Origin of the sequence: Grimontia sp. SpTr1 (assembly GCF_947387585.1) — a bacterium.
Taxonomy (GTDB): Bacteria; Pseudomonadota; Gammaproteobacteria; order Enterobacterales; family Vibrionaceae; genus Enterovibrio; species Enterovibrio indicus.
In genome coordinates, this window is the sequence record NZ_CANDOD010000017.1 from 54,546 (window position 1) to 75,191 (window position 20,646).

The window sequence follows — 20,646 nt, forward strand, 5'->3', positions numbered from 1 at the left end:
ACCCTATACAACACTTAAAATGTAAACATATCATTACAAGAAGTCGATTATGCGCAATAAAGTTTTAGGAAGCACTTTGATCATCGCTGGCACCACGATTGGTGCAGGTATGTTAGCCCTTCCCCTTGCATCAGCAGGGTTGGGATTTACTCATTCGCTGATTCTGATGATCGCGATGTGGATGCTCATGAGCTATACCGCTTTACTGATGCTTGAGGTTCATCAACATGCACCTGCTAACGCGACCTTAAACAGTCTCGCCAGACAGTTTCTCGGGAAAAAGGGCCAATGGGTGGCTAGCGCTGCCACTCTGTTTCTGTTGTATGCGCTTTGTGCTGCCTACATTGCAGGAGGCGGAGGCCAGTTCCACCATAAACTGACCGCATTAGCAGCAGCGGAGTCGATACCACCGAGCGCAGGTATCATTCTGTTTACCGCTCTGGTGGCAACCGTAGTGATGTTGGGCACTCAAAAAGTTGATGTGATTAACCGAGGGTTGTTTCTGCTGAAAGTCGTGCTTCTTGGGCTCTCCCTTGCATTACTGCTTCCCTTGGGAGAAGGGCAAAATCTGGTTTCCTTGCCACTGCAGGAAGGGCTATTGATTGCAGCGATTCCTGTCATGTTCACCTCATTTGGCTTTCACGGCAGTATTCCGTCAGTGGTGGCTTACACCGGGCTCAATATTCACGTATTAAGAAAAGTGATGCTGATTGGCTCCGCCCTGCCACTGGTTATTTACGTGCTCTGGCAAGCTGCGAGTTTTGGCGTGTTGGGTGCGTCTACGCTTGCTGAAAACACAAACTTGGGGATGTTTATTCAATCCATTAGTGTTGCAGTAGATTCAGCTCGCATAGCCAATGCGATCTCACTGTTTGCTGATTTGGCACTGGCAACGTCGTTTCTTGGTGTCAGTCTGGGGCTTTTCGACTTCATCGCTGACATGCTAAAGCGCCCAGCTTCGGTAACAGGCCGGTTTCAGACTGGTTTAGTGACTTTTCTTCCACCCATGCTAGTCGCTTTGTTCTATCCGCAAGGATTCATTACCGCGCTGGGTTTTGCGTCAATAGCTTTGGTGATTCTGGCAGTTGTACTTCCCGTTTTGATGGCTCAGAAAGTACGCCGTTTAGGTTTAAATCGCGACCAATATCAAGTTTTCGGTGGAAAAGTAGCCCTTTCCATTGCTATGATTGGCGGCCTTTCCGTGATTGCCTCACAATTAGCACACGGTATCGGGTAGTAACCAATTGTCTCGGCATTCTTCTTAAAGGACGTACCGAATAGTGCCGAATGACTCAGCGTCATTAAATTCGACATTTTTTTTCATGCCAAGCCCCCCACTCTTGACGATGTGATGAGGTTTGGCATTTTGTTTGTGTGGGAGATCCTACGTGCGTTTTCGCTCTACTATCGCCGCGGCCGCTTTATTTGTAACTCATTCTGTTTCCGCTTTCGATGCGTCCACCATCAACTTCGAACAGCAGGCATATCACTACAACACGGCCAGCGCCTATTCGCTGCCCGCGTTAGAGAATGCTCAGCCTGTAGACACTGGCTACGCTTTCGATGTCAATGAGTACCGTTCACAAGGTTTACCTCGATACCTGTCAACCTCTTCAGGTAAAGACTGGGATTATCTGATGGGTCAGACCTACACCATTTTAGGATTGAGTGTGGCTACCGTTGGCCTGATGACTTTCCTGCCGGAGAGCGTGACCAACTGGACACCGGAAGACCGCGACTTTTCCAACCTCGGTAAAAAGTGGTGGGACAACGTCTCTGCTGGCCCAGTTTGGGATAAAGACGACCATTATCTGAACTATGTGATGCACCCGTATTTTGGCGGTGTTTACTACACTGCAGCCCGCCACTCTGGTTTCACAGAGTTTGAGTCTTTCCTCTACTCGTTCACTATGTCGACCTTCTTTTGGGAGTATGGTGTTGAAGCTTTCGCGGAAGTGCCATCGATTCAGGACATCATCGTGACACCGCTGTTTGGTGCCGCAGTGGGTGAATGGATGTACCTGACCGAGCAAAACATCGTCGCAGACGGTGGCGAAGTGCTGGGTTCGGACACCTTGGGTGGCGTCAGCCTGTTCCTGCTAAACCCTGTGGGTCATATCCACGGCTGGGTAACCAATTTGTGGCAGGGCGACACTGAAGTGCGGATGAACTACGACCCTTGGTTTAACAACCAGGATGCAGCGCGATACGCAGCAGATGCCGGTGCGCCATATGACAGCCAGTTTATTGGTATGCAGGTCAGCCTGAAGTTCTAAAAGGCCTTCGAGCAATAAAAAAAGCCAGCGATTATCGCTGGCTTTTTTTGCATCTGTGAAATCGACTAAGCAAGCCCCTTGCTGAGAAGCGCGATACCGGCAAAACCACATAAGATCAGCAGTCCGTATCTCACCCACTCAGCCCTGACAAAAGGCGCAAGACGGAGTGCCAACACCGAAGATAATAAAACGAATGGCAGTGAAATCAGGCTGACTTTCAAATGCCACAAGGTGAAGTATCCAGCCAGCGCTTGTGCGCCTAATGAAATCGCGCAGCTGAAAATGAAATAACCAGCGAGCGTTGCCCTGAGTTTGACAACATCCAGCTTCTGAAGCACCAAGGCCATGGGAGGCCCGCCAATCCCGGTTGTCGTTCCCATGATGGCTGCAGCAAACCCTGCCCAGAACATATTCCTATTGTTCGGTTCTACCGCAAATTTGAAGATACTGGCCACAACCGCAATGAGAACCGCAATGCCCATCAGGAGTTCAAGTGCATTTACGGAGAGATAAAAAAGCAAAGCTGAAGCGACAAAGGTACCGGGGATACGCCCAACGAACGCCCAGCCAATCCCTTTGAGGGATAGCTGGCTGCGATATTGCCAAGTATTCACTATCGCCAACCCCAAGGTCACCAATGTGACGGCAGCTGGAACCAACGAGGGGTCGATAAACATGAGAATGGGGGCGGAAACAATGGCAAGCCCGAAACCAATCAGGCTCTGAACGAAAGCGCCCGCACTTAATGCCAGCGTAATTAAGACGAGCTCTTCCGTGCTCAGTGCCATTTATCTTTTCCTTATGGCATGAATCAGCAAATTCCTCGGTGTCAGTTCCCGAGAGCAAAATGTAGAGATGTCAGTGTGGTAGCCGTTTTCCGTCAAATACAGGGCTCGGTCGAGAACCAACCATATTTCGAGTGGACGACGGAACAATGTCCGAACGGTCTCCATTTTCTCTACGGTGTGGAACCGGCTTTCTCCGATTTTAAGGAAATCATCGAAGTGGACATCTTTTGGCAAAGTGATGCCTTTTTGTTCAGCAGCCCAACAGCAGAATGCCTCAAACCCCTCATTTAACAAAGACTTTTGTACATTAGGAACCGGAAGGTACTTCTCAGTTTTAGATAGGTGTCTCTGCAGGGCATCAAAGCCCAATCGAAAGCTGACTTCGATAAAGCGTTTGTTCCTTACGGTTTGCCCAGCCGTCACGGTTTCCTGCAAGGGAAGCTTTAAGTCATGTTTGGTGAGCGACAATTCGGATGCTTTTGCTAACGAAGATAGGGGCTGATACTGCTTGCTCTGGATCAGGTGGTAGCAACATGGCGAAATCGACACCGAAGTCGGTTTGGCTTCCACTGCGTGACGTAACAGTGTCACGTGTAAATCGCCGCAAGCGTGCAACGCCACCGCATGATCACAGTTTTCTACCAGCTGTTGGCTTTCTTTTGCAAAGGCGTCGCCCTGAACAAACTGCATCGGCAGCTTATGTTTGTCGGCATATGCCTGCCCATCTTCACAAAGCGCTTGTTGCCATTCCAGGCTGGTAACATTGGCATTTTTCGTCACCGCGAGAATACGCCCGAGATATCCTTTCCCCGCGCACCATTCCAGCCAACGCTCCCCCTCTCCACCATGTACAGCCGAGGTAAACGTGCTGATTTGTGACCATTTACGGCCGGGAACGCCAGTCGACCAATGGGCGTCACAAGGAACACCACTAGAATTTTGAGGCGTTGTTGCCGATAAACCAACCAGCGCTTCTGCATCAGGAAGCCATTTGCTGAGTACCTTGGACAACGCTGCAGGGTCTGCTTTCCAGTTTTCCAGTTCATCGAGAGATTGTGCATCCAACCATTCGCAAAGTTCTGGGTGGCTCTCACGCCACGGCAAGTCGAGACAATCAAAGGGGACGCCCTGCCAAAACGCCTTGTGCGCAGACAGTAAAGTATCTAATTGAGTAAAGCGTTCAGAGAGAACATCGAAGGGTACTGACAAGAAAGTACTCCACCCGCAATGCGGGATCACCGGAAAAACAGGCGAAGTATATACCCAAACAAGCTGAAGATGCAGAGCTGGCTAACGCACAGGGAGGTCAAACTGGTCGAAGAACCGCTCGACCTCGTTGGGGTCTTTCATCTGCATCACTTTTTCAATCGTTTCCCGTGTCAGGTGTGGTGCGAAACTCTCGATAAAGTCATACATATAGCTGCGAAGGACAGTCCCCCTTCTAAACCCAATACGTGTCGTGCTGGCATCAAAAATATGGCTGGCATCTATCGCCACCAAATCCCTATCTAATTCATTGTCATAGGCCATTCGAGCCATCACACCAATACCGACCCCCAAACGCACATAGGTTTTAATCACATCCGCATCGGTGGCGGTAAACACAATATTCGGCTTGAGTTTGGCTTTGTTGAACGCTGTATCCAAACTAGAGCGCCCGGTAAAACCAAACACATAAGTCACCAGCGGGTACTGAGCAATATCGTAAATAGATATAGAAGATCGCTGCGCCAGTGGGTGATCTTTCCGAACGATCAAAGAACGCGTCCAGTGATAACAAGGCAGCATCAATAGATCTTCATAAAGATGTGATGCTTCCGTCGCAATGGCAAAGTCAGACGCACCTTTTAAAACAAAATCCGCAATTTGACTCGGCGCGCCTTGATGCATGTGTAGGGACACTTTCGGATAACGCTTCACGAATCGTGAAATCACGTCGGGCAAGGCATATCTTGCCTGTGTATGGGTTGTTGCAATGTTCAGTTGGCCACGCTCTGGATTGGTGTATTCCTGCGCCACCGATTTAATGCTGTCGACGCGGGAGAGTATATCCCGCGCAATCTCGACAATCTGGCTGCCTGCTGGCGTCAATTTGGTCAGGTGTTTCCCACTGCGACCAAAAATCTGCACACCCAGTTCATCCTCTAGCGAACGAATTTGCTTGCTGATGCCGGGTTGGGAGGTATAGAGGCTTTCTGCGGTAGAAGAAACATTGAGGTCGTGGTTAACCACTTCGACGATATATTTTAGTTGTTGTAATTTCATAATGTTGCAGCAAGCAATAAATGGGACTAATGCTGTTATAGCGCTAAAATTAGCGGAGGCGTAGCCTTATAGCACGTAACCTTTATACAGCGCCCAAAATACCTTGTCCGGTCAGGCTTTATAAACAAGGAATGTGGGAAATAACTTAATGATAGCGCTGTGAATAAACGTGCGTTCAAACGCAGTAAGTTGGAGAAAAGGGTTACGCTACGTCAGAATTTAGCTAAGATCGAAAATAGTACTAACAAACTATGACCCTATCTGCAGATCGTGTATCTTAGGCAGTCATCGTTTTAACTGGGATTATCGACGCTCACTTATGAATATCGCCTTAATTGTTGGCCTCTGCGTCATTTTGCTTGGTCTTATTGTTGGCTACAACATCATGGCCCAACAGCGCCAGCGCGTAGAGTCATCAAAGCGCCAAGAAATGGCTAAATATATTGCAGTTATTGATGCCACTGAAGAGCTGATCGGTAACGCACATAACCTGCCTTATAGCGGAACCCTGCTGGTTTGTTTAAACCAGAAAATTCTCGACGCCCTTAAAACCATGCATGAGATAGACAAGAGCGATCGTTCCCTACCTCAACGCATCGCAGATGTGCAGCAGCAAATTAACCAAATCAAACAGGCTTATCAAAACAAAGAGTCTACTTCTTTCCGTGTACCAGACAGCGATCGCGAAGCCATTTCAATGCTGAAATTGGTCAAACGTCTGCGCGCAGTCATCAAAGCTGAGCACACCAAAGGTCGCATGCAAACACAAGCGTTCGTGGCAGAGAACTCGCGCCTCGAGCAGATGCAAATGAAGATCAACATCGAGAATGTGTTGAAACGTGTAAACGATGCGAAGATCAAAGGCCAGATGGGTACAGCCCAACAGTTGCTGAAAAAGGCGTTGGATGTGGTGAGCGCTAAGAATGACCCTTACTGTCAATCAGCGAAAGAAAGCCTCTCCGCCATGCTGGAAGATGTCAATTCCGCGCTGAATAAAACCACTGCTGCCCAACAACCAAAAGAAAAAGAAGGCGACGAGTTGGACGAACTGTTTGCGCCTAAGAAAAAGTGGTAACACATTAACCCCCTTTCTTATTAAAAAGCCCCGTACAAGGGGCTTTTTTTGTGCCTGTCACTCGTCACCGCAAACCCATACACCTCCAGACTAAACGGCCAGTAATCCATACACACAAGAATCACTTTCGATACACTTGTTCAGTATTTATTTTAATCCGCGAATTATTTGTGCGTCAGATAGCATTTTTTCATTAAAGAACAACGTACGGTGTGCCGATATGAATGTTTGATGTCACAATCCTCGGCCTTTTTTTGGTTTCTCCTAAGCCTTTATTTAGAGGCGAAAATTTGGAAGCCGTTGTGACTCAAGGCTGCCGTGCTATGCCGCGCAGTGTTTGAATCCCCATCGCCAGACTGTCGTAGAGTGAGAGAACAATGAAGTTGTCCGTCGTACAGAGAACAGTTGCAGGTTTTGTCTTAATGTTCGTATTAATGGCATTACTTAGCAGCGTTAGCCTGTTCAACGCCAAGACCCTACAGGGCAAAGTTGAACAAATCACCGACCAATCCACTCCAATGGTGGTCGCATCCGGAAACCTGATCACTCAGTTGATGCACACCAATCTGTTGGTCAGAACGTTTCATAACGACCCATCTGAAGCGAGTCAGATTGACCAAACGTTCGAAGAGCAAAAACGCCGCTTCTTCGACACGCTCAATACTGCTCAACAGGGCCGCCCAACCGACGCTGAACGTCAGCAACTAAATGCGATCGCTCAGGCGTCAAATGGCTACTTTGAGCAAGCAAAAGTACTGATTGAACTGCAGAAGCAATCCAACCAGCTGATCGCTGAGCGAGAAGCGTTGGATCTTAAATTCCTGCGTTTAGAGGATACCTACCAGTGGGCTGCTAACCTTCTTTTGCAAAAAGCTTCTGTGAAGCGCTCACTGCACAACCGCGCAGAACTCATTACCAGCGGTATTGCCCGTGACCTGAAAATGCTGCGCCGAGCTGATCAAGACACCAACCTTGATAAGCTTCGTGCCACCATGGCAAAGGACATCGAAATCGCGTTCAAACGCCTTGAGCTGATTAACGTAGAAGATGATGTTAAAGCCCGTTACTCACGCAATCTGAAGAAAGTTGAATCCCTAACATTGGGAGACAAGGGTCTGATTGATGTCTTGAGCCAACAACAACAAATCAACGCGCGTCTCCAGCAAGAGAACCAACGCACAAACCGTTTGATGGATGATATTCAAGGCCAGCTTGAAGGTTACGCTCAGTATGCACAGCAACTGGCGACCAGCAGTCGTGAAGATGCAGAATCCGCGGTGAGCGAAGCGTTTTTCTATGTATTCCTGATGACCTCTATTGCCGCAGTTGTCAGTCTTTGGGTTGGTGTCAGCACCACGCGTAGTATTCAGAAACCACTGGCACTCATCCGAAACGTGCTGGACAAAATGACCGACGGCGACATGCGCACCCGTGCAAATTACAACGCACAGGATGAGTTCGGTGAGCTGAGCCGCTCAATAGATGAACTGGCGAACACCATGTCACAAACGCTGGCAAAATTCGGCGATGGCGCACAGCACCTACTGGATGAAGCAAGTCGCGCGGCGAACGTTAGCGAAAGTGCCATGTCACGCGTGGAAGACCAGAAATCCCGTACCGACCAAGTCGCTGCGGCGATTTCTGAGATGGAAGTGAGCGCCAAGGAAATCTCCCGCTCTACTGAGCTGACCGTATCAGAAGTAGAAAGCACTAACGATGCGGCGAACAGTGGTCGTTCACAGGTCTCCCGCAGCCGTCAGCTGACTGAACAGCTCTCTGGCAACATTGAAGAAGCCGTGAACAACACCCAACAGCTGAACCAGTACTCCAACAACATCGGCTCAATCCTGCACGTGATTCAAGACATCGCAGAACAAACCAACCTGCTGGCACTCAACGCAGCGATTGAAGCAGCACGTGCAGGCTCTCATGGCCGTGGTTTTGCGGTGGTTGCAGACGAAGTGCGCGCTCTCGCGACTCGCACCCAGCAGTCGACGGAAGAAATCCAGCTGATGATCAACAACCTGCAAGGTAATGCGTCACGTATGGCGGAAACCATGAGCAGCAGTCAGAAGCAAATGGAAGAGTGTCTGACCCAGACGCGCCTGACGGATGAAACCCTGCAAGACATCGTGTCACGCATGAAGTCTATCCATGAGATGGCAGTGCATGTTGCTCAAGCCACCGAAGAGCAGATCAAGGTGAGCCATGATGTCGCAGAACACATCAACGGTATCGCGCACGTCGCCTACGAAGCAGAGAAAGATGCACGCGCATCAGCTTCGAGCAGTGAAGCTCTGGCAGACCTGGCACAAGACCAGCAAAACCTGATTGCAAACTTCCGCGTTTAAGGAGCAGAGAATGAAGAAATTAGCCCTGCTGCCTATCGCAGCACTCACCTTTGCCGCTTCAACGTTGGCGAATACACAAACCACGCTGGTGATTGATTCATGGCGTAGTGATGACGCAGTGTGGAACGAAAAAATCATCCCAGCGTTCAACAAACACTACCCGAACATCAAAGTGGAATACCGCTCACCACCAGATCTGGATGCCTCTAAATGGAACGGTGACATGGAAGCCCGCTTTAAAAGTGAATCCGCAGGTGACCTGATTGCCTGCCGCCCTTTTGATGGCTCTCTGGGTCTTTTCGAGCGCGGTCTTTTGAAAGAAGTGACTGAAATGGAAGGCATGGAGAACTTCCCGAGTTTCGCTCTGGCACCTTGGCAGACGGACTCTGGCGCACAGACGTTCTGTTTGCCAATGGCATCTGTTATTCATGGTTTCTTTTACAACAAAGACATCTTTAAAGAAGTCGGCGTGAATGAACCAGTGACTAAAGCTGATTTCTACTGGGCGCTGGAAAAAGCCAAGCGTGCGGGTTACCTGCCACTGGCAATGGGCACCAAGGACAAATGGGAAGCTGCAACGATGGGCTTCCAGAACATTGGTCCAACCTACTGGAAAGGTGAAGATGGCCGTGACGGTCTGCTGACGGGTAAAGAGCGCGTTGACAGCAAACCTTACCGCGATACCTTCCGCGAGCTCGGGAAATGGGCAAGCTACATGGGCGATGACTTTGATAAGCGCGGCTATAACGACGCGATCAAAATGTTTGCTGATGGCAAAGCGGCGGTATACCCAGCAGGTTCTTGGGATATCGGCACTTTCCGTGGAAAAGTCAACATGGGCGTGTTCCCGCCACCAGTTGAGAAACGCGGCGATGCTTGTTATTTCAGCGACCACACAGACCTTGGTATGGGCATCTACTCAAAGTCTAAGAACCCAGAAGCGGCTGAGACCTTCCTGAAATGGATGACCACCGCAGAGTTCGCAGAGCTTCTGACCAACGAAATCTCTGGCTTCTTCTCGCTGTCTAACCACTTCTTTGATGTGAAAGACCCGATTGCTCAGGAGATGATCTCCTGGCGCGACCAGTGTGATTCGACCATCCGTAACTCGGCACAGGTTCTGTCCCGTGGAGAGCCAAACTTCGAACTTGAAATTTGGGAAACCAGTGTGGGTGTGATGACAGGCCAAATGAGCCCTGCTCAAGCCGCTAAGCAACTGCAAGATGGCCTTGAGGAATGGTATCAGCCTCAGAAAGAAAGCAAGCAAAGTGCCTCAAACGGCAACTGTAACTGTGCGCCTTTGTTGTAATCAATATTGACGAACTCAAACCCGGCCCTCGCGCCGGGTTTTCTTTTTTCTAGGGCTTGCCACTCTTGTTATCCAAGCTGAGCCGGACGGTTAATCCGGTTACCGAATGACACTGAAAACCAACAGTTTAAGCACCAAACCTAAGCGCATTTTACCGACCTATAACCACTAATTCCGTAAGGGAATATCATATTTAGTTTTCATCTAGATCCCGATACCGACCGTTGATCTTGTTCACGTTTCGCTTTTCATCCCTCCCTATAATCAGCGTCGATTTCCACTTTTACTGTTGAATAACTATGAGCACAGAAGAAAACAAAAGCGGTCAGGCACGCGTCATCATGACCAGTGTCATCGCGGTATCCGCACTGATTTTCCTATCCCAGTTTGTTATCGGTACCAAGAAGATTGATCTGGGGTTTGCCACTATTTCTATCCTGCCAATGCTGTTTGCCGTGATGTTCGGTATGGCACTGTCAGTAAACTGGACCAAGTCCAAGATCAAAGCGTGGGGCAAAGTCTTCACTGAGAAAGAAGAAGGTTTCTGCGGCAAGATGGTGGGTTACTGCCTGCTGGTGCTGGGGACCCAATACGCGGGCATGATTATCCCTAACCTGGACATGATCATCGATGCGGGTGTTCCACTGCTGTTCCAAGAGCTGGGTAACCTGCTTCCAATCCTGATTGCCATTCCTTTGGCCGTGAAATTCAAGTTCGACCGCAAAGCAATCGGTGCATGTTCATCGATCAGCCGTGAGCCTTCTATCGCAGTTATCCAGGGTAAATTCGGCACAGGCAGCCCAGAGTACGTTGGTGTACTGGCTATCTATCTGTGTGGTTCTGTTATCGGCACCCTGTGGTTCTCTGTACTGGGCAGTATCGCGCCGCTGACGGGTCTTCACCCACTGGCACTGGCTGCAGGTTCAGGCGTAGGTTCTGGCTCAATGCTGAGCGCTGCATCAGGCGCACTGGTATCAGGTCTCGAGCCAGCGCTGGCACAACAAGTGCTGAGTATTGCTGCGGCATCTAACCTGCTGTCATCTGTTCTGGGCGCACTGTCGCTGACTTTCCTTGGCCTTCCATTGGCTGAGCTGATGTACAAAATTTGTAATAAAGGTAAATAAGCCATGAAAGTGATTATGAATGACATGAAGCTGGTCTCGCTTGCGATTGTACTGGCTGGCTTTACCCAATTTCTGACCAACGGCACTGCGCCGACTGAGATGGTCCACAGCTTCATTGCCATGTCTGTGATTGTGTTCCTCTCTCTGGTTGCGAAGAAGTTCATTCCTTCTTCACTTCCAACGTTCGCCTACGCGACCATTATCGGTATTCTGATTTGTCTGCCTGAGACGCCGGTTCGCACTTACTTCCTGGAATCAGTGGGTAAGATCCAGTTCCTGTCTGTGTGTGTGCCGCTACTGGCATTTGCAGGTCTGTCTGTTGGCGGACAGATGGAAGAGCTGAAAAAGATGTCTTGGAAAGTTATCGTTATCTTCCTGATTGTAGCGACCAGCTGTTTCTTCGGCGCGTCTGTAATTGCACAAATCGGCTTCCAAATGAAAGGGATTATCTAAATGTCGGCTAAGTACTCAAACTTCAATCTGGACAGCAAGCTGCTTGGCCTGCATGAGTTCAGCATCAACACACGTCGTGACCTTCATCAGATCCCTGAGATCTCCGGTGAGGAGTTCAAAACCACGGCTTACTGCCAGGCGCTGATGACTGAGATGGGTTACAGCCTGACCACTTACGAAGGTTTCACTGGCTTCATCGCTGATCTGACCGTAAACCCTGAGTGGAAACGCGTTGGCTTCCGTGCGGACATGGACGCACTGGAAATGGACGACATGACAGACAACGAATACCGTTCGACGCATGAAGGCCGCTCACACAACTGTGGTCACGATACCCATATGGCGATCATCCTGACCACAGCGAAATACCTGGCCGAAAACCAAGCTGAGCTGAAACACAACGTGCGCTTCATCTTCCAAATGGCAGAAGAAGACATGCGTGTACCGGGCGCAAGCAAAATGGTTGAGCTGGGTTGTATGGAAGGCGTCGCGGAAGTGTATGCACTGCACAATGACGCGGCTCTGGAATACGGCTTCGTGAAAATCAACAACGGCATCATGTCTTCTTATGGCTCTGCGTGGACTTTGGACGTTCATGGCGTTTCTGCTCACGGTTCAACCCCACAGAAAGGTCTGGATGCGATTCGCGAAGCCAGCCGTATCATCATGGACATGGACTACATCGTCGCCAAGCGCACTAACCCGTTCAGCCCTGCTGTATTCGGTTGTGGTATGTTCAACGGCGGCAGCATTCCTAACGCTGTGCCTGACTACGCACAGGCTCGCGGCACCATCCGCGCAATGGACGCTGAAACTGATCAGATCCTGAAAGACAGCTTTGAAACTTTCGTAAAAGAAAGTGAAATCCGTGGCTTCAAAACCACGATGGTTTGCGAAGGCTACCCAGCAGTCATCAACCACCCAGACGCTTACCAGCGCGTGGTGGATGCGGCGCGCGCTATCGTGCCTGCTGACCGTCTGGATCCAAATGGCAATCCAATGACAGGTTCTGAAGATTTCAGCCTGATGGTGAATGCAGCAGAAGATCGCAAAGGCGCGATGTTCTTCCTCGGTAGCGGTAACAAAGAGGCAGGCATCTGTAATTACCTGCACTCAAACCCTTACTACGTGGATGACGACTTCCTTTTAGTCGGTGCGCAGATTTTTATCCATATCGCCTGCCACTAAGCTTAACTTCCCCCATAAATAACCAAAGGCCAGACGCTTTTTGCTCTGGCCTTTTTTCTATTCTCTACAACTTCTTATACCTAAAGACGGTGGAATCTGGACAACACGTAGTCTTTTTCTTGTTTGTATCACTTTTGAGCTAGGCTCTAAATGGACCAATACAGTCTGATATTAAATAATCCGCCACCAAAACATATTTAAGTTATTTAGGGAAAAGGATGACCTGTTTCAGACAAATAAAAGGTGCATATAAGCGCCAGAAAGGTTTTGCCAGCCGACGCGTGGCCATAGTCATGCTATTGGTCTCCGCACTGATTTTTGCTGCTATTGTTGCCAGCACTGCTCTGCGCGCTTCTCCACCAGCTGCAGCAGCAGTAACACCCTTGAGTATTCCTACACTCATTGACAGCCGAACTCAAAATGGCCCGATAGTCATCGATATCAAAGATGGCGAGCACGAGTTTTATCCCGGGGTTAAGAGTAAAACCAGTGGCTACAATGGTGGCTATCTGGGTCCAACAATAAAAATGTACAACGGCGAAAGTACAGACATTGCGTTTACCAATCATCTTGATGAACCGACTAATATTCATGGTCATGGCTTACACGTTGTAGGAAAGATTGACGGCGGTCCACAAAACAAAATCCTGCCCGGAGATACATGGAACGTAACCATTCCTGTCTCACAGCAGGCTTCCACTAACTGGTATCACCCACACCTTAAAGGCTCCACTGCCAAGCAGGTTCATTCTGGACTGGCGGGTTTTTATCTCATCGAGGATGAGCATTCACTGTCTTTGGGGCTACCAAACACCTACGGCGTTGATGACATACCTTTGGTCATTCAGGACAGAAACTTCGTTAATGGAAAGATGACGCCATACCCGGCTAACGACATGCCGGAGGATTTGAGAGAAGGCACGCTTGTGGTCAATGGCACCATCAATCCCTACACGATGGTACCTCAATCTTTTGTCAGATTGCGTTTACTCAACGGCTCCAACGCCCGCTCGTATGAGTTCTATCTGGAAGGCGACCAACCTTTCTATAAAATAGCGACAGAAGGCGGCTTGCTGGCCTCCCCGGTAGAAATAACATCTTTGAAAATGGCACCTGGAGAACGGAATGACATCGTCGTTGATATGTCAGCCGTCGAAAACCAGAGGTTACTGGCAAGGCTGCTACCGCAGAACTACAACGGATTTAACGCTGCCCTCATTACTTTTTCAGAAAGCCAATCTGTTCTTGAACTCCGGGTTGATAGCTCGCTCGAGGCACTAGCATCTGCGTTACCCAAACAACTCAATACCATTACCCCTTACCTTGAAAAAGACGTAGAGGTAGAGCGTATTTTTGAGCTGGATGATATGTCCATCAACGGTCAGAAAATGGATATGAAAGTCATTAACCATGAATCCAAGTTAGGGCAGCTGGAAAAGTGGACAATCAATTCAGGTAGGCATCCATTCCACATGCACGGCACGTCTTTTTTGATCTTGTCGATGAACGGAAACCCGCCAGCGCCAGAAGACCAAGGTTGGAAAGACACCATCTATCCAAATGGTGAGGCCGAAATTCTGCTGAAGTTCGAATATGAGGCTCCCGAACAATGGCCATACATGTACCACTGCCATATTCTGGAGCATGAGGATATGGGAATGATGGGACAATTCACCGTCGTTAAGTAAACCTGTTGGAACTCAACGAGTAAGGGGAAGCCATTGGCTTCCCCTTTTCTTTGGCGTTTAAACCGATTTCACACACATCACATGATAGATACCATCATGCATCTCTGTCCCTTCGGTTTCTTTTTCAAAGCCCGGGAATTCTTCATCCCACACTTCTAGGCTCTTGAGGTACTTGATTTGCGGACTGTTCTCGTCACCGAAGCTCTCTCCGGACATTAACATCGGAATGCCCGGTGGATATGGGATAACCGCATTGGCGGCAACACGCCCAACGAGTTGATGCGAAGGTACCATTTCAACGTTATCAGCCACGATAGCCTGATAGGCGGCGCGTGGTGTCATCACGGCTTCTGGCAAGGTTTCATAAGCCGCGTTCAATACTTCACCCGGATTATGCTGCTTCAGGTAACTGAAAATCTTATCGCCCAAATCCTTAAGCCCCATGTCGCCATAGACATCGGGGAAATCTGATGCCAAGTCAGGCAGTGAATCCACCAGCGGAGTGTTATTGTCGTAGTGACGCTTGAAGCCCATCAGCGTATTGACCAGTGTCGCCCACTTACCTTTGGTGATACCCATTGAGAAGAGGAACATCACCTGAAAATCAGTGGTACGGGTCGGCACTATACCGAAGCGTCCGAGGTAGAGTGTAACCAGTGCAGCTGGCACACCTTTATCAAGCAGTTTGCCATCATCTCCCATACCCGGCGCGAGAATACTGACCTTGATTGGATCGAGCATACACCAGTCTGCAGGCATGTCTTTGAAACCATGCCAGTTATCGCCAGGATGCATCACCCAGGCATCCTGACTCTCGCATAGCAAGTCTGCAGGCGCATCTTCGAAGGCGTACGTTTCCCCGGTTTGTGGGTCTTTGACAGTGTCCGCATTCCACGGCGTGAAGAACCAATCGCCATTTTCTGTGTATTCACGATTCAGCCGCCCCATCGCCTGACGGAAATCCACTGCTTCTCGAATCACTTCCAGCGTCAACGAATGGCCACGATTACCCGCCATCTGCGATACGGCAATATCGTTCGATGCACAAATCGCATACAGCGGAGAAGTGGTCGCGTGCATCATGTACGCCTGATTGAAGCGTTCAAAGCTGATGGCGCCTTTACCGTTTCTCACATGCAGCCAAGACGCTTGGGACAAGGCATTCAGCAGTTTGTGGGTAGAGTGAGTCGCAAACACGGTTGGTGCATCCGGATCTTCGGTTGGCTCGCCGCGCATCGCGTAGTGTTTGTCATAAATCGGGTTAAAGCGTGCATAACCGTACCAAGCTTCATCGAAATGAATACGGTCACTGCTCTCGGCCAGAATGTCCTGTGCCCTTTCAGCGTTGTAGCAAAGACCGTCATAGGTACAGTTTGTCAGCACAGCATAAACAGCACGTTGGTCGGCGTAATCTTTGGTGAGTGAGTAATCTTTGGCACGCTGGTCGAGAACCTGCTTGGAGAGCTGGTCAGGATAGATAGGGCCGATAATGCCGTAGCGGTTGCGTGTTGGCAGCAGGTAAACAGGCCGCGCGCCAGAGAGCATCAGTCCCTGCTCTATCGACTTGTGACAGTTGCGGTCGCAAATCACCAGATCATTCTCGTTCATACAGGCGGACATAATGGTGCGGTTGGAGCCTGATGTACCCGTCACCAGCGAGTAAGATTGGTCAGCGCCAAAGACCTTGGCTGCATAGCGCTCACTGTCACCAAAGTAGCCTGTGTGGTCGAGTAATGAACCTAAGCTGCCACGTTCGATCCCCATGTCGGTGCGGAACAGTCCCTCACCGTAGTAGTTGTAAAAGCGCTGCCCGGCTGGGGTCTTAGTAAAGCCTACCCCACCTTGGTGGCCCGGTGCTGCCCATGAATACTCATGAATATCGTCATACCTCATCAATGCGGACATGAGTGGAGGCAGTAGCTGCTTACGGTAGCGGTTCATTGCGGCGACGGCGCGGCCTGCGATGAAATCTGGCGTGTCTTCCAGAATCCAGGCGAACTCATCGACTTTTTCCATCATTTCACGAGTAACGTGAAGGGTGATTTTCTTACGCTCAGCCAGCAGGAACACAGGAACATTTTGCTGACGACGGTTGAGCTTTTCTATCAGCACATAAAATCGCTCATTTTCTTCGCTTTGGGAACCACTCATGGCTGATGTGAGCATCAGACAATCAAGCGCAGTATTCGAAAAAATCACCGAATAACAATCATCAAAGCTTGTCGCCACCATGACTCTTGCACCGCTGCTTTCCAGCTCTGCAATCAGCCTTTCAATCGCATTACCCACTACACCTTCTTTATGGGCTTCTTCCAAAATCAGAACATTAAATTTCTTTCCGTAGGTTTTCATAGCCAGCTCCGACACTGAATGAGGAGAAGTGTTTTGTTTGAGTCTCATTCACCATAGAAGAGCCCTATGGCTGACAAAGTCGCAAAAAAGACAAATTTGAAGAAAAAACCAAAGTGAAAGTTGATGCATTGCCGACAGAGCGTATCATCAATCCCCTATTTTTATTGGCTTACAGAAATGTGTGTAATGAGTTTCATTAGGACGAACTGTGCTTTTGTCTTGTAAAAGAACCAAACACCTCACCTCTCCACTTCTACTTTCAATTCGACAGGCAAAGCCTTTTCACTTGTTTCGATGCAGCGGCGGGAGATCGTCAATCGAACGTGTATGCAGCAAGGCTGAAAACCTGCATTTCTTGCCCAAATAATGCAGTGGAGAATCAGTATGGCGTCAGAACAAAATAAAATGGGACTGGTGGGATTAACCACCATAGTGACTGTAAACATGATGGGCTCTGGCATCATCATGCTGCCAGCAAGCTTGGCTCAAACCGGGGCAATTTCGCTGCTTTCATGGGTTGTGACAGCATTAGGCGCAATGTGTATTGCCTATGCCTTCGCCAAGTGCGGTATGTACTGTAACAAAGACGGCGGCATGTCGGCCTATGCCAACGAAGCACACGGGAAATCATCGTTTTTTATTGCTTCGTATACCTATTATGTCTGTCTGGTGATCAGTGCGGTGGCGATTGCCGTGTCTGCGGCTGGTTATTTGGTGCCCTTCTTCCCTTGGATTAAAACCACCCCAATTCACACCTTTATTGCTGTGGTCGCCATTTTGGTTGTCACCATGGTAGCCAACTTCTGGGGGCCAAAAATCACCGGGCAAATCTCAGCCATTACGGTCTGGGGCATCATCATTCCCGTGGTTGGCTTATCCGTTGCCGGTTGGTTCTGGTTCAAGCCTGATGTTTTCGCCGAAGCGTGGAATCCCCATCAGGACACGACCATCACCGCGGTGTCATCAGGCATAGCATTAACCCTCTGGGCTTTTTTGGGGATAGAGTCAGCCGGAGCCAACTCGGGGGCCGTAGAAAACCCCGAAAAGAATGTTCCTTTGGCCTGTATGCTCGCCACCAGCTTCACCGCCATCGTTTACATCACATCGACGTCCGTGATTCAGGGGATTATCCCGAATGCCGAACTTGCCAAATCCGATGCGCCTTTCGGGTTGGTTTATACCTACATGTTTAACGAAACTGTGGGCAGTATTATCACCGCACTGGCCGTGATTGCCTGTATCGGTTCCTTACTTGGTTGGCAGTTTACCAATGCACAGGTATCTAAAGCCGCTGCGGACATTCGTCTGTTCCCGAAAGTGTTTGGTGAAGTGAATAAAAACAATGCGCCCATCAAAGGCATGTTGATCATGCTGGGTCTCGAGTTGTTGCTGGCTGTGATGACGATTTCGCCAAACTTGGTCAAACAGTTCAATGTGCTGCTTAACCTAGCGGTATTCATCAATATGGTCCCATACATACTGTCGCTGACTGGTCTCGAAGTCATTCTCCGCAAGCAGAATGTCAGCCAGAAAGAGTATAAAACGGCAGCAACGATCGGGACATTCGCCGTGATTTACAGCATTTACGGCGTGTATGCCTGTGGTCAATCTGCCGTGTTCTGGGGCTCTATCCTCACCATGTTCGGCTACATCTTCTATGGATTCGTTGCTGCACGTGACAGAAATGACGGCACGCCCGCTTAGGAGGAAATATGTCAGACATTGAAGCCCAAACAATGAAGAAACTGGCGACGTTCCTTTTGATCGGTGCGGTTGTCGCGATTTCACCACTTGCTCTGCACGCTGCCGAGGAAGTGGTGGTTGAAGAATCAGAAACCGTGACGCTCCCTACGGATGATGCCATGACAGCGATAGAAATCATCATTGGTAAACGCATTCCCGACAGTGTGCTGGAAGATGGTAGGCCGCACCATGTCTATCGGCCGAAAACCCCAATCTTCCATCAGAACCACCCGGAAAATGAACCTGAGCCTCCTGCAATCCGCAAGCACCTGTTAGTGGATCATCCGGAACTCAATAACAATCAGGGCAGAGTCATTCGGACACCACCGCCGGAAAGTGGGAAGACCTCCGACAATTGAACGTAAAAACGCCAGCATATTCGCTGGCGTTCTTCACTTTTCTTTCAGGTTAGTAAACGGGGAGCTCAAGCCCTTCGAACAGCTTGTCGACTTTCTCGCTGCTGTTTTGCATCAACACACTTTCCATCAGCGTTTTGGTCAGATGAGGCGAAAACGACATCAGGAAGTCGTACATGTAATTTTGCAGCAGGATATCTTTCGAAAAGCAAATCCAAGCGTTACACGGCTCAAACAAGTGATCGAGGTTAATATAAGTCAGGCCTGTGTTTTCAATGTCGCGTGCTGCCAAGGTAGAGATAATGCCGATACCAAAACCAAGCTGGACATAACGTTTGATCACGTCAGCATCCATCACCGTCATAAAGTAGTTTGGATTGATACCCGCGCGTCTGAAGGCCTCATCCTGAACCTGACGACCCGTTGAACCCGGCTCGTAACTCAGAATCGGGTATTCAGATAATTGCTTGAGCGTTGGCTTGCGGACATCCGCCAGAGGATGATCTTCCGGCACCACCAATCCCATCGTCCAGAGGTACGCAGGCAGCTGGATTAAATCGTTGTCTGCACCAATATCGTGGGCCACGATGGAAAAGTCAGAATGCCCTTTGCTTATCACGCCTTTGGTTTGCAACGGCAGTGTTGGATGCAAGTGGAAATTGATGTTCGGGTATTTCTTGGTGAAGTAGGACACGCTGTTTGGCAGCAGATAACGTGCAATGGTATGCGTGGTGTAGATATTCAGCGTACCTACACTCGGATCCAGATGCTCGTTTGCCAACGCTTTGATTTTTTGCTCCAGCGCCAGCATGCGTTCAACCTGCTCAAGGATTCGTTCACCGATCGGGGTAATACCGCTGAGGTTCTTACCACGACGTTCAAAAATCCTCACACCCAGCTCTTTTTCCAGTAATCCAACCTGTTTACTTACACCTGGCTGGGTCGTAAAAAGTGACTGGGAGGCCGCGGACACGTTTAAATTGTTGTCCTTTATCGCTTTTAGATATTTAAGCTGCTGAAGTTTCAATCCCTTACCTCACAAAAAGCTATCAGCTATAGATCTTAAATTTATAAGAGCGATCAAGTTTAAACAAGCACTAAGGTGGGAATTTGCTGGTTGCTGCGAACATTGTTCCGTTAAAGACGAAAAAGCCCGCTGTCAGCGGGCTTCAGCAAGACTCAGAGGTTTATTTCGCCATCACTTCATCCAGCACACTGTCGCTGGCTTCTTCGATGAGATCCAACACCAGCTCAAAGCCTTTTGAGCCGCCATAGTATGGGTCTGGAATTTCAGCCAGCGATGAGTTGCCATGGCTCAAAAACAAAGAAACTCTGTCACGAAGATGATCTGGGCAACGGTCCAGCAGGTCAGCAAGGTTCGCTTTGTCAGAAGCCAGAATCATGTCGAACTTTTCAAAGTCATCATCTTCAACCTGACGCGAGTATATGCCCGTGAAATCATAGCCTCTGGCTTCTCCGGCTTTCCTTGCTCTTTCATCAGGCTTAGCGCCTGAGTGATAACCGATGGTGCCTGCCGAATCGATTTCAACATCCAAACCGCGTGCCTTGGCTTTGGCACGGAGTATTGCTTCTCCGGTAGGCGAACGACAAATGTTACCCATACAGACAACGAGAATTTTCGGTTTGTTATTAGACATTGGCACTCCGTTCCCCATTC

Annotated in this window: 17 protein-coding genes; 11 read left to right on the forward strand and 6 right to left on the reverse strand. The window is 49.3% G+C overall.

Annotated features, from left to right (window positions below):
• Positions 1-49: 49 nt before the first annotated feature.
• Together QL223_RS20310 and QL223_RS20315 are read left to right on the forward strand one after the other, a co-directional pair.
• Positions 50-1,237 (forward strand): aromatic amino acid transport family protein, encoded by a 1,188-nt coding sequence (locus tag QL223_RS20310; protein ID WP_281545776.1) that lies wholly within the window; start codon positions 50-52, stop codon positions 1,235-1,237.
• A 151-nt stretch (positions 1,238-1,388) separates the two neighbouring features.
• Positions 1,389-2,276: a DUF3943 domain-containing protein gene (locus QL223_RS20315; RefSeq protein WP_281545777.1), complete on the forward strand. Its 888-nt coding sequence runs from the start codon at positions 1,389-1,391 to the stop codon at positions 2,274-2,276.
• Positions 2,277-2,341: 65 nt separating this feature from the next.
• On the opposite strand, the gene QL223_RS20320 is transcribed toward QL223_RS20315, so the two are convergent.
• The 3 genes from QL223_RS20320 to cysB all read right to left on the reverse strand — a co-directional run bounded on the left by QL223_RS20320 (position 2,342) and on the right by cysB (position 5,329).
• On the reverse strand, positions 2,342-3,064 hold the full coding sequence (locus QL223_RS20320; protein ID WP_281545778.1) for a sulfite exporter TauE/SafE family protein: 723 nt from the start codon (positions 3,062-3,064) through the stop codon (positions 2,342-2,344).
• Positions 3,065-4,273, reverse strand: a complete 1,209-nt coding sequence (locus tag QL223_RS20325; RefSeq protein WP_281545779.1) for a methyltransferase — start codon at positions 4,271-4,273, stop codon at positions 3,065-3,067.
• An 81-nt stretch (positions 4,274-4,354) separates the two neighbouring features.
• The gene (gene cysB, locus QL223_RS20330; RefSeq protein WP_002539206.1) at positions 4,355-5,329 is read right to left on the reverse strand and encodes an HTH-type transcriptional regulator CysB; all 975 of its coding nucleotides are present in this window, start codon (positions 5,327-5,329) and stop codon (positions 4,355-4,357) included.
• A 319-nt stretch (positions 5,330-5,648) separates the two neighbouring features.
• Here cysB and QL223_RS20335 point away from each other — a divergent pair, with 319 nt between their 5' ends.
• The 7 genes from QL223_RS20335 to QL223_RS20365 all read left to right on the forward strand — a co-directional run bounded on the left by QL223_RS20335 (position 5,649) and on the right by QL223_RS20365 (position 14,517).
• Positions 5,649-6,404: a hypothetical protein gene (locus tag QL223_RS20335; RefSeq protein ID WP_002539204.1), complete on the forward strand. Its 756-nt coding sequence runs from the start codon at positions 5,649-5,651 to the stop codon at positions 6,402-6,404.
• A gap of 377 nt (positions 6,405-6,781) precedes the next feature.
• Complete coding sequence (locus QL223_RS20340) at positions 6,782-8,755, forward strand: methyl-accepting chemotaxis protein (protein ID WP_039850096.1); 1,974 nt, start codon at positions 6,782-6,784, stop codon at positions 8,753-8,755.
• Positions 8,756-8,765: 10 nt separating this feature from the next.
• A complete protein-coding gene (locus QL223_RS20345) occupies positions 8,766-10,064 on the forward strand; it encodes an ABC transporter substrate-binding protein (protein WP_281545780.1) in 1,299 nt (432 codons plus the stop codon).
• A 299-nt stretch (positions 10,065-10,363) separates the two neighbouring features.
• On the forward strand, positions 10,364-11,188 hold the full coding sequence (locus QL223_RS20350; RefSeq protein WP_002539200.1) for a DUF3100 domain-containing protein: 825 nt from the start codon (positions 10,364-10,366) through the stop codon (positions 11,186-11,188).
• A 3-nt stretch (positions 11,189-11,191) separates the two neighbouring features.
• The gene (locus tag QL223_RS20355; RefSeq protein WP_046302963.1) at positions 11,192-11,641 is read left to right on the forward strand and encodes a hypothetical protein; all 450 of its coding nucleotides are present in this window, start codon (positions 11,192-11,194) and stop codon (positions 11,639-11,641) included.
• A complete protein-coding gene (locus QL223_RS20360; protein WP_281545781.1) occupies positions 11,642-12,829 on the forward strand; it encodes a M20 family metallopeptidase in 1,188 nt (395 codons plus the stop codon).
• A gap of 218 nt (positions 12,830-13,047) precedes the next feature.
• Complete coding sequence (locus QL223_RS20365) at positions 13,048-14,517, forward strand: multicopper oxidase domain-containing protein (RefSeq protein WP_281545782.1); 1,470 nt, start codon at positions 13,048-13,050, stop codon at positions 14,515-14,517.
• Positions 14,518-14,574: 57 nt separating this feature from the next.
• Here the strand turns inward: QL223_RS20365 and adiA are convergent, their stop codons facing one another.
• Positions 14,575-16,869 carry an arginine decarboxylase gene (gene adiA / locus QL223_RS20370; protein WP_281545783.1) on the reverse strand — a complete coding sequence of 765 codons (2,295 nt, stop codon included), beginning with the start codon at positions 16,867-16,869 and terminating at the stop codon, positions 14,575-14,577.
• Positions 16,870-17,253: 384 nt separating this feature from the next.
• Here adiA and potE point away from each other — a divergent pair, with 384 nt between their 5' ends.
• Together potE and QL223_RS20380 are read left to right on the forward strand one after the other, a co-directional pair.
• Positions 17,254-18,573: a putrescine-ornithine antiporter gene (potE, locus tag QL223_RS20375; RefSeq protein WP_046302959.1), complete on the forward strand. Its 1,320-nt coding sequence runs from the start codon at positions 17,254-17,256 to the stop codon at positions 18,571-18,573.
• A gap of 8 nt (positions 18,574-18,581) precedes the next feature.
• A complete protein-coding gene (locus tag QL223_RS20380; protein ID WP_281545784.1) occupies positions 18,582-18,971 on the forward strand; it encodes a hypothetical protein in 390 nt (129 codons plus the stop codon).
• Between the two features lie 49 nt (positions 18,972-19,020).
• On the opposite strand, the gene QL223_RS20385 is transcribed toward QL223_RS20380, so the two are convergent.
• Together QL223_RS20385 and QL223_RS20390 are read right to left on the reverse strand one after the other, a co-directional pair.
• Positions 19,021-19,995: a LysR substrate-binding domain-containing protein gene (locus QL223_RS20385; RefSeq protein ID WP_046302957.1), complete on the reverse strand. Its 975-nt coding sequence runs from the start codon at positions 19,993-19,995 to the stop codon at positions 19,021-19,023.
• A 160-nt stretch (positions 19,996-20,155) separates the two neighbouring features.
• Positions 20,156-20,626: a low molecular weight protein-tyrosine-phosphatase gene (locus tag QL223_RS20390; RefSeq protein ID WP_002539190.1), complete on the reverse strand. Its 471-nt coding sequence runs from the start codon at positions 20,624-20,626 to the stop codon at positions 20,156-20,158.
• Positions 20,627-20,646: the final 20 nt, after the last annotated feature.

Excerpts from the sequence above, each read along its gene's own strand:
- QL223_RS20310 (WP_281545776.1), top strand. The coding sequence starts at position 50 with ATGCGCAATAAAGTTTTAGGAAGCACTTTGATCATCGCTGGCACCACG.
- QL223_RS20320 (WP_281545778.1), bottom strand. The coding sequence starts at position 3,064 with ATGGCACTGAGCACGGAAGAGCTCGTCTTAATTACGCTGGCATTAAGT.
- cysB (WP_002539206.1), bottom strand. The coding sequence starts at position 5,329 with ATGAAATTACAACAACTAAAATATATCGTCGAAGTGGTTAACCACGAC.
- QL223_RS20335 (WP_002539204.1), top strand. The coding sequence starts at position 5,649 with ATGAATATCGCCTTAATTGTTGGCCTCTGCGTCATTTTGCTTGGTCTT.
- QL223_RS20340 (WP_039850096.1), top strand. The coding sequence starts at position 6,782 with ATGAAGTTGTCCGTCGTACAGAGAACAGTTGCAGGTTTTGTCTTAATG.
- QL223_RS20345 (WP_281545780.1), top strand. The coding sequence starts at position 8,766 with ATGAAGAAATTAGCCCTGCTGCCTATCGCAGCACTCACCTTTGCCGCT.
- QL223_RS20350 (WP_002539200.1), top strand. The coding sequence starts at position 10,364 with ATGAGCACAGAAGAAAACAAAAGCGGTCAGGCACGCGTCATCATGACC.
- QL223_RS20355 (WP_046302963.1), top strand. The coding sequence starts at position 11,192 with ATGAAAGTGATTATGAATGACATGAAGCTGGTCTCGCTTGCGATTGTA.
- QL223_RS20360 (WP_281545781.1), top strand. The coding sequence starts at position 11,642 with ATGTCGGCTAAGTACTCAAACTTCAATCTGGACAGCAAGCTGCTTGGC.
- QL223_RS20365 (WP_281545782.1), top strand. The coding sequence starts at position 13,048 with ATGACCTGTTTCAGACAAATAAAAGGTGCATATAAGCGCCAGAAAGGT.
- adiA (WP_281545783.1), bottom strand. The coding sequence starts at position 16,869 with ATGAAAACCTACGGAAAGAAATTTAATGTTCTGATTTTGGAAGAAGCC.
- potE (WP_046302959.1), top strand. The coding sequence starts at position 17,254 with ATGGCGTCAGAACAAAATAAAATGGGACTGGTGGGATTAACCACCATA.
- QL223_RS20380 (WP_281545784.1), top strand. The coding sequence starts at position 18,582 with ATGTCAGACATTGAAGCCCAAACAATGAAGAAACTGGCGACGTTCCTT.
- QL223_RS20390 (WP_002539190.1), bottom strand. The coding sequence starts at position 20,626 with ATGTCTAATAACAAACCGAAAATTCTCGTTGTCTGTATGGGTAACATT.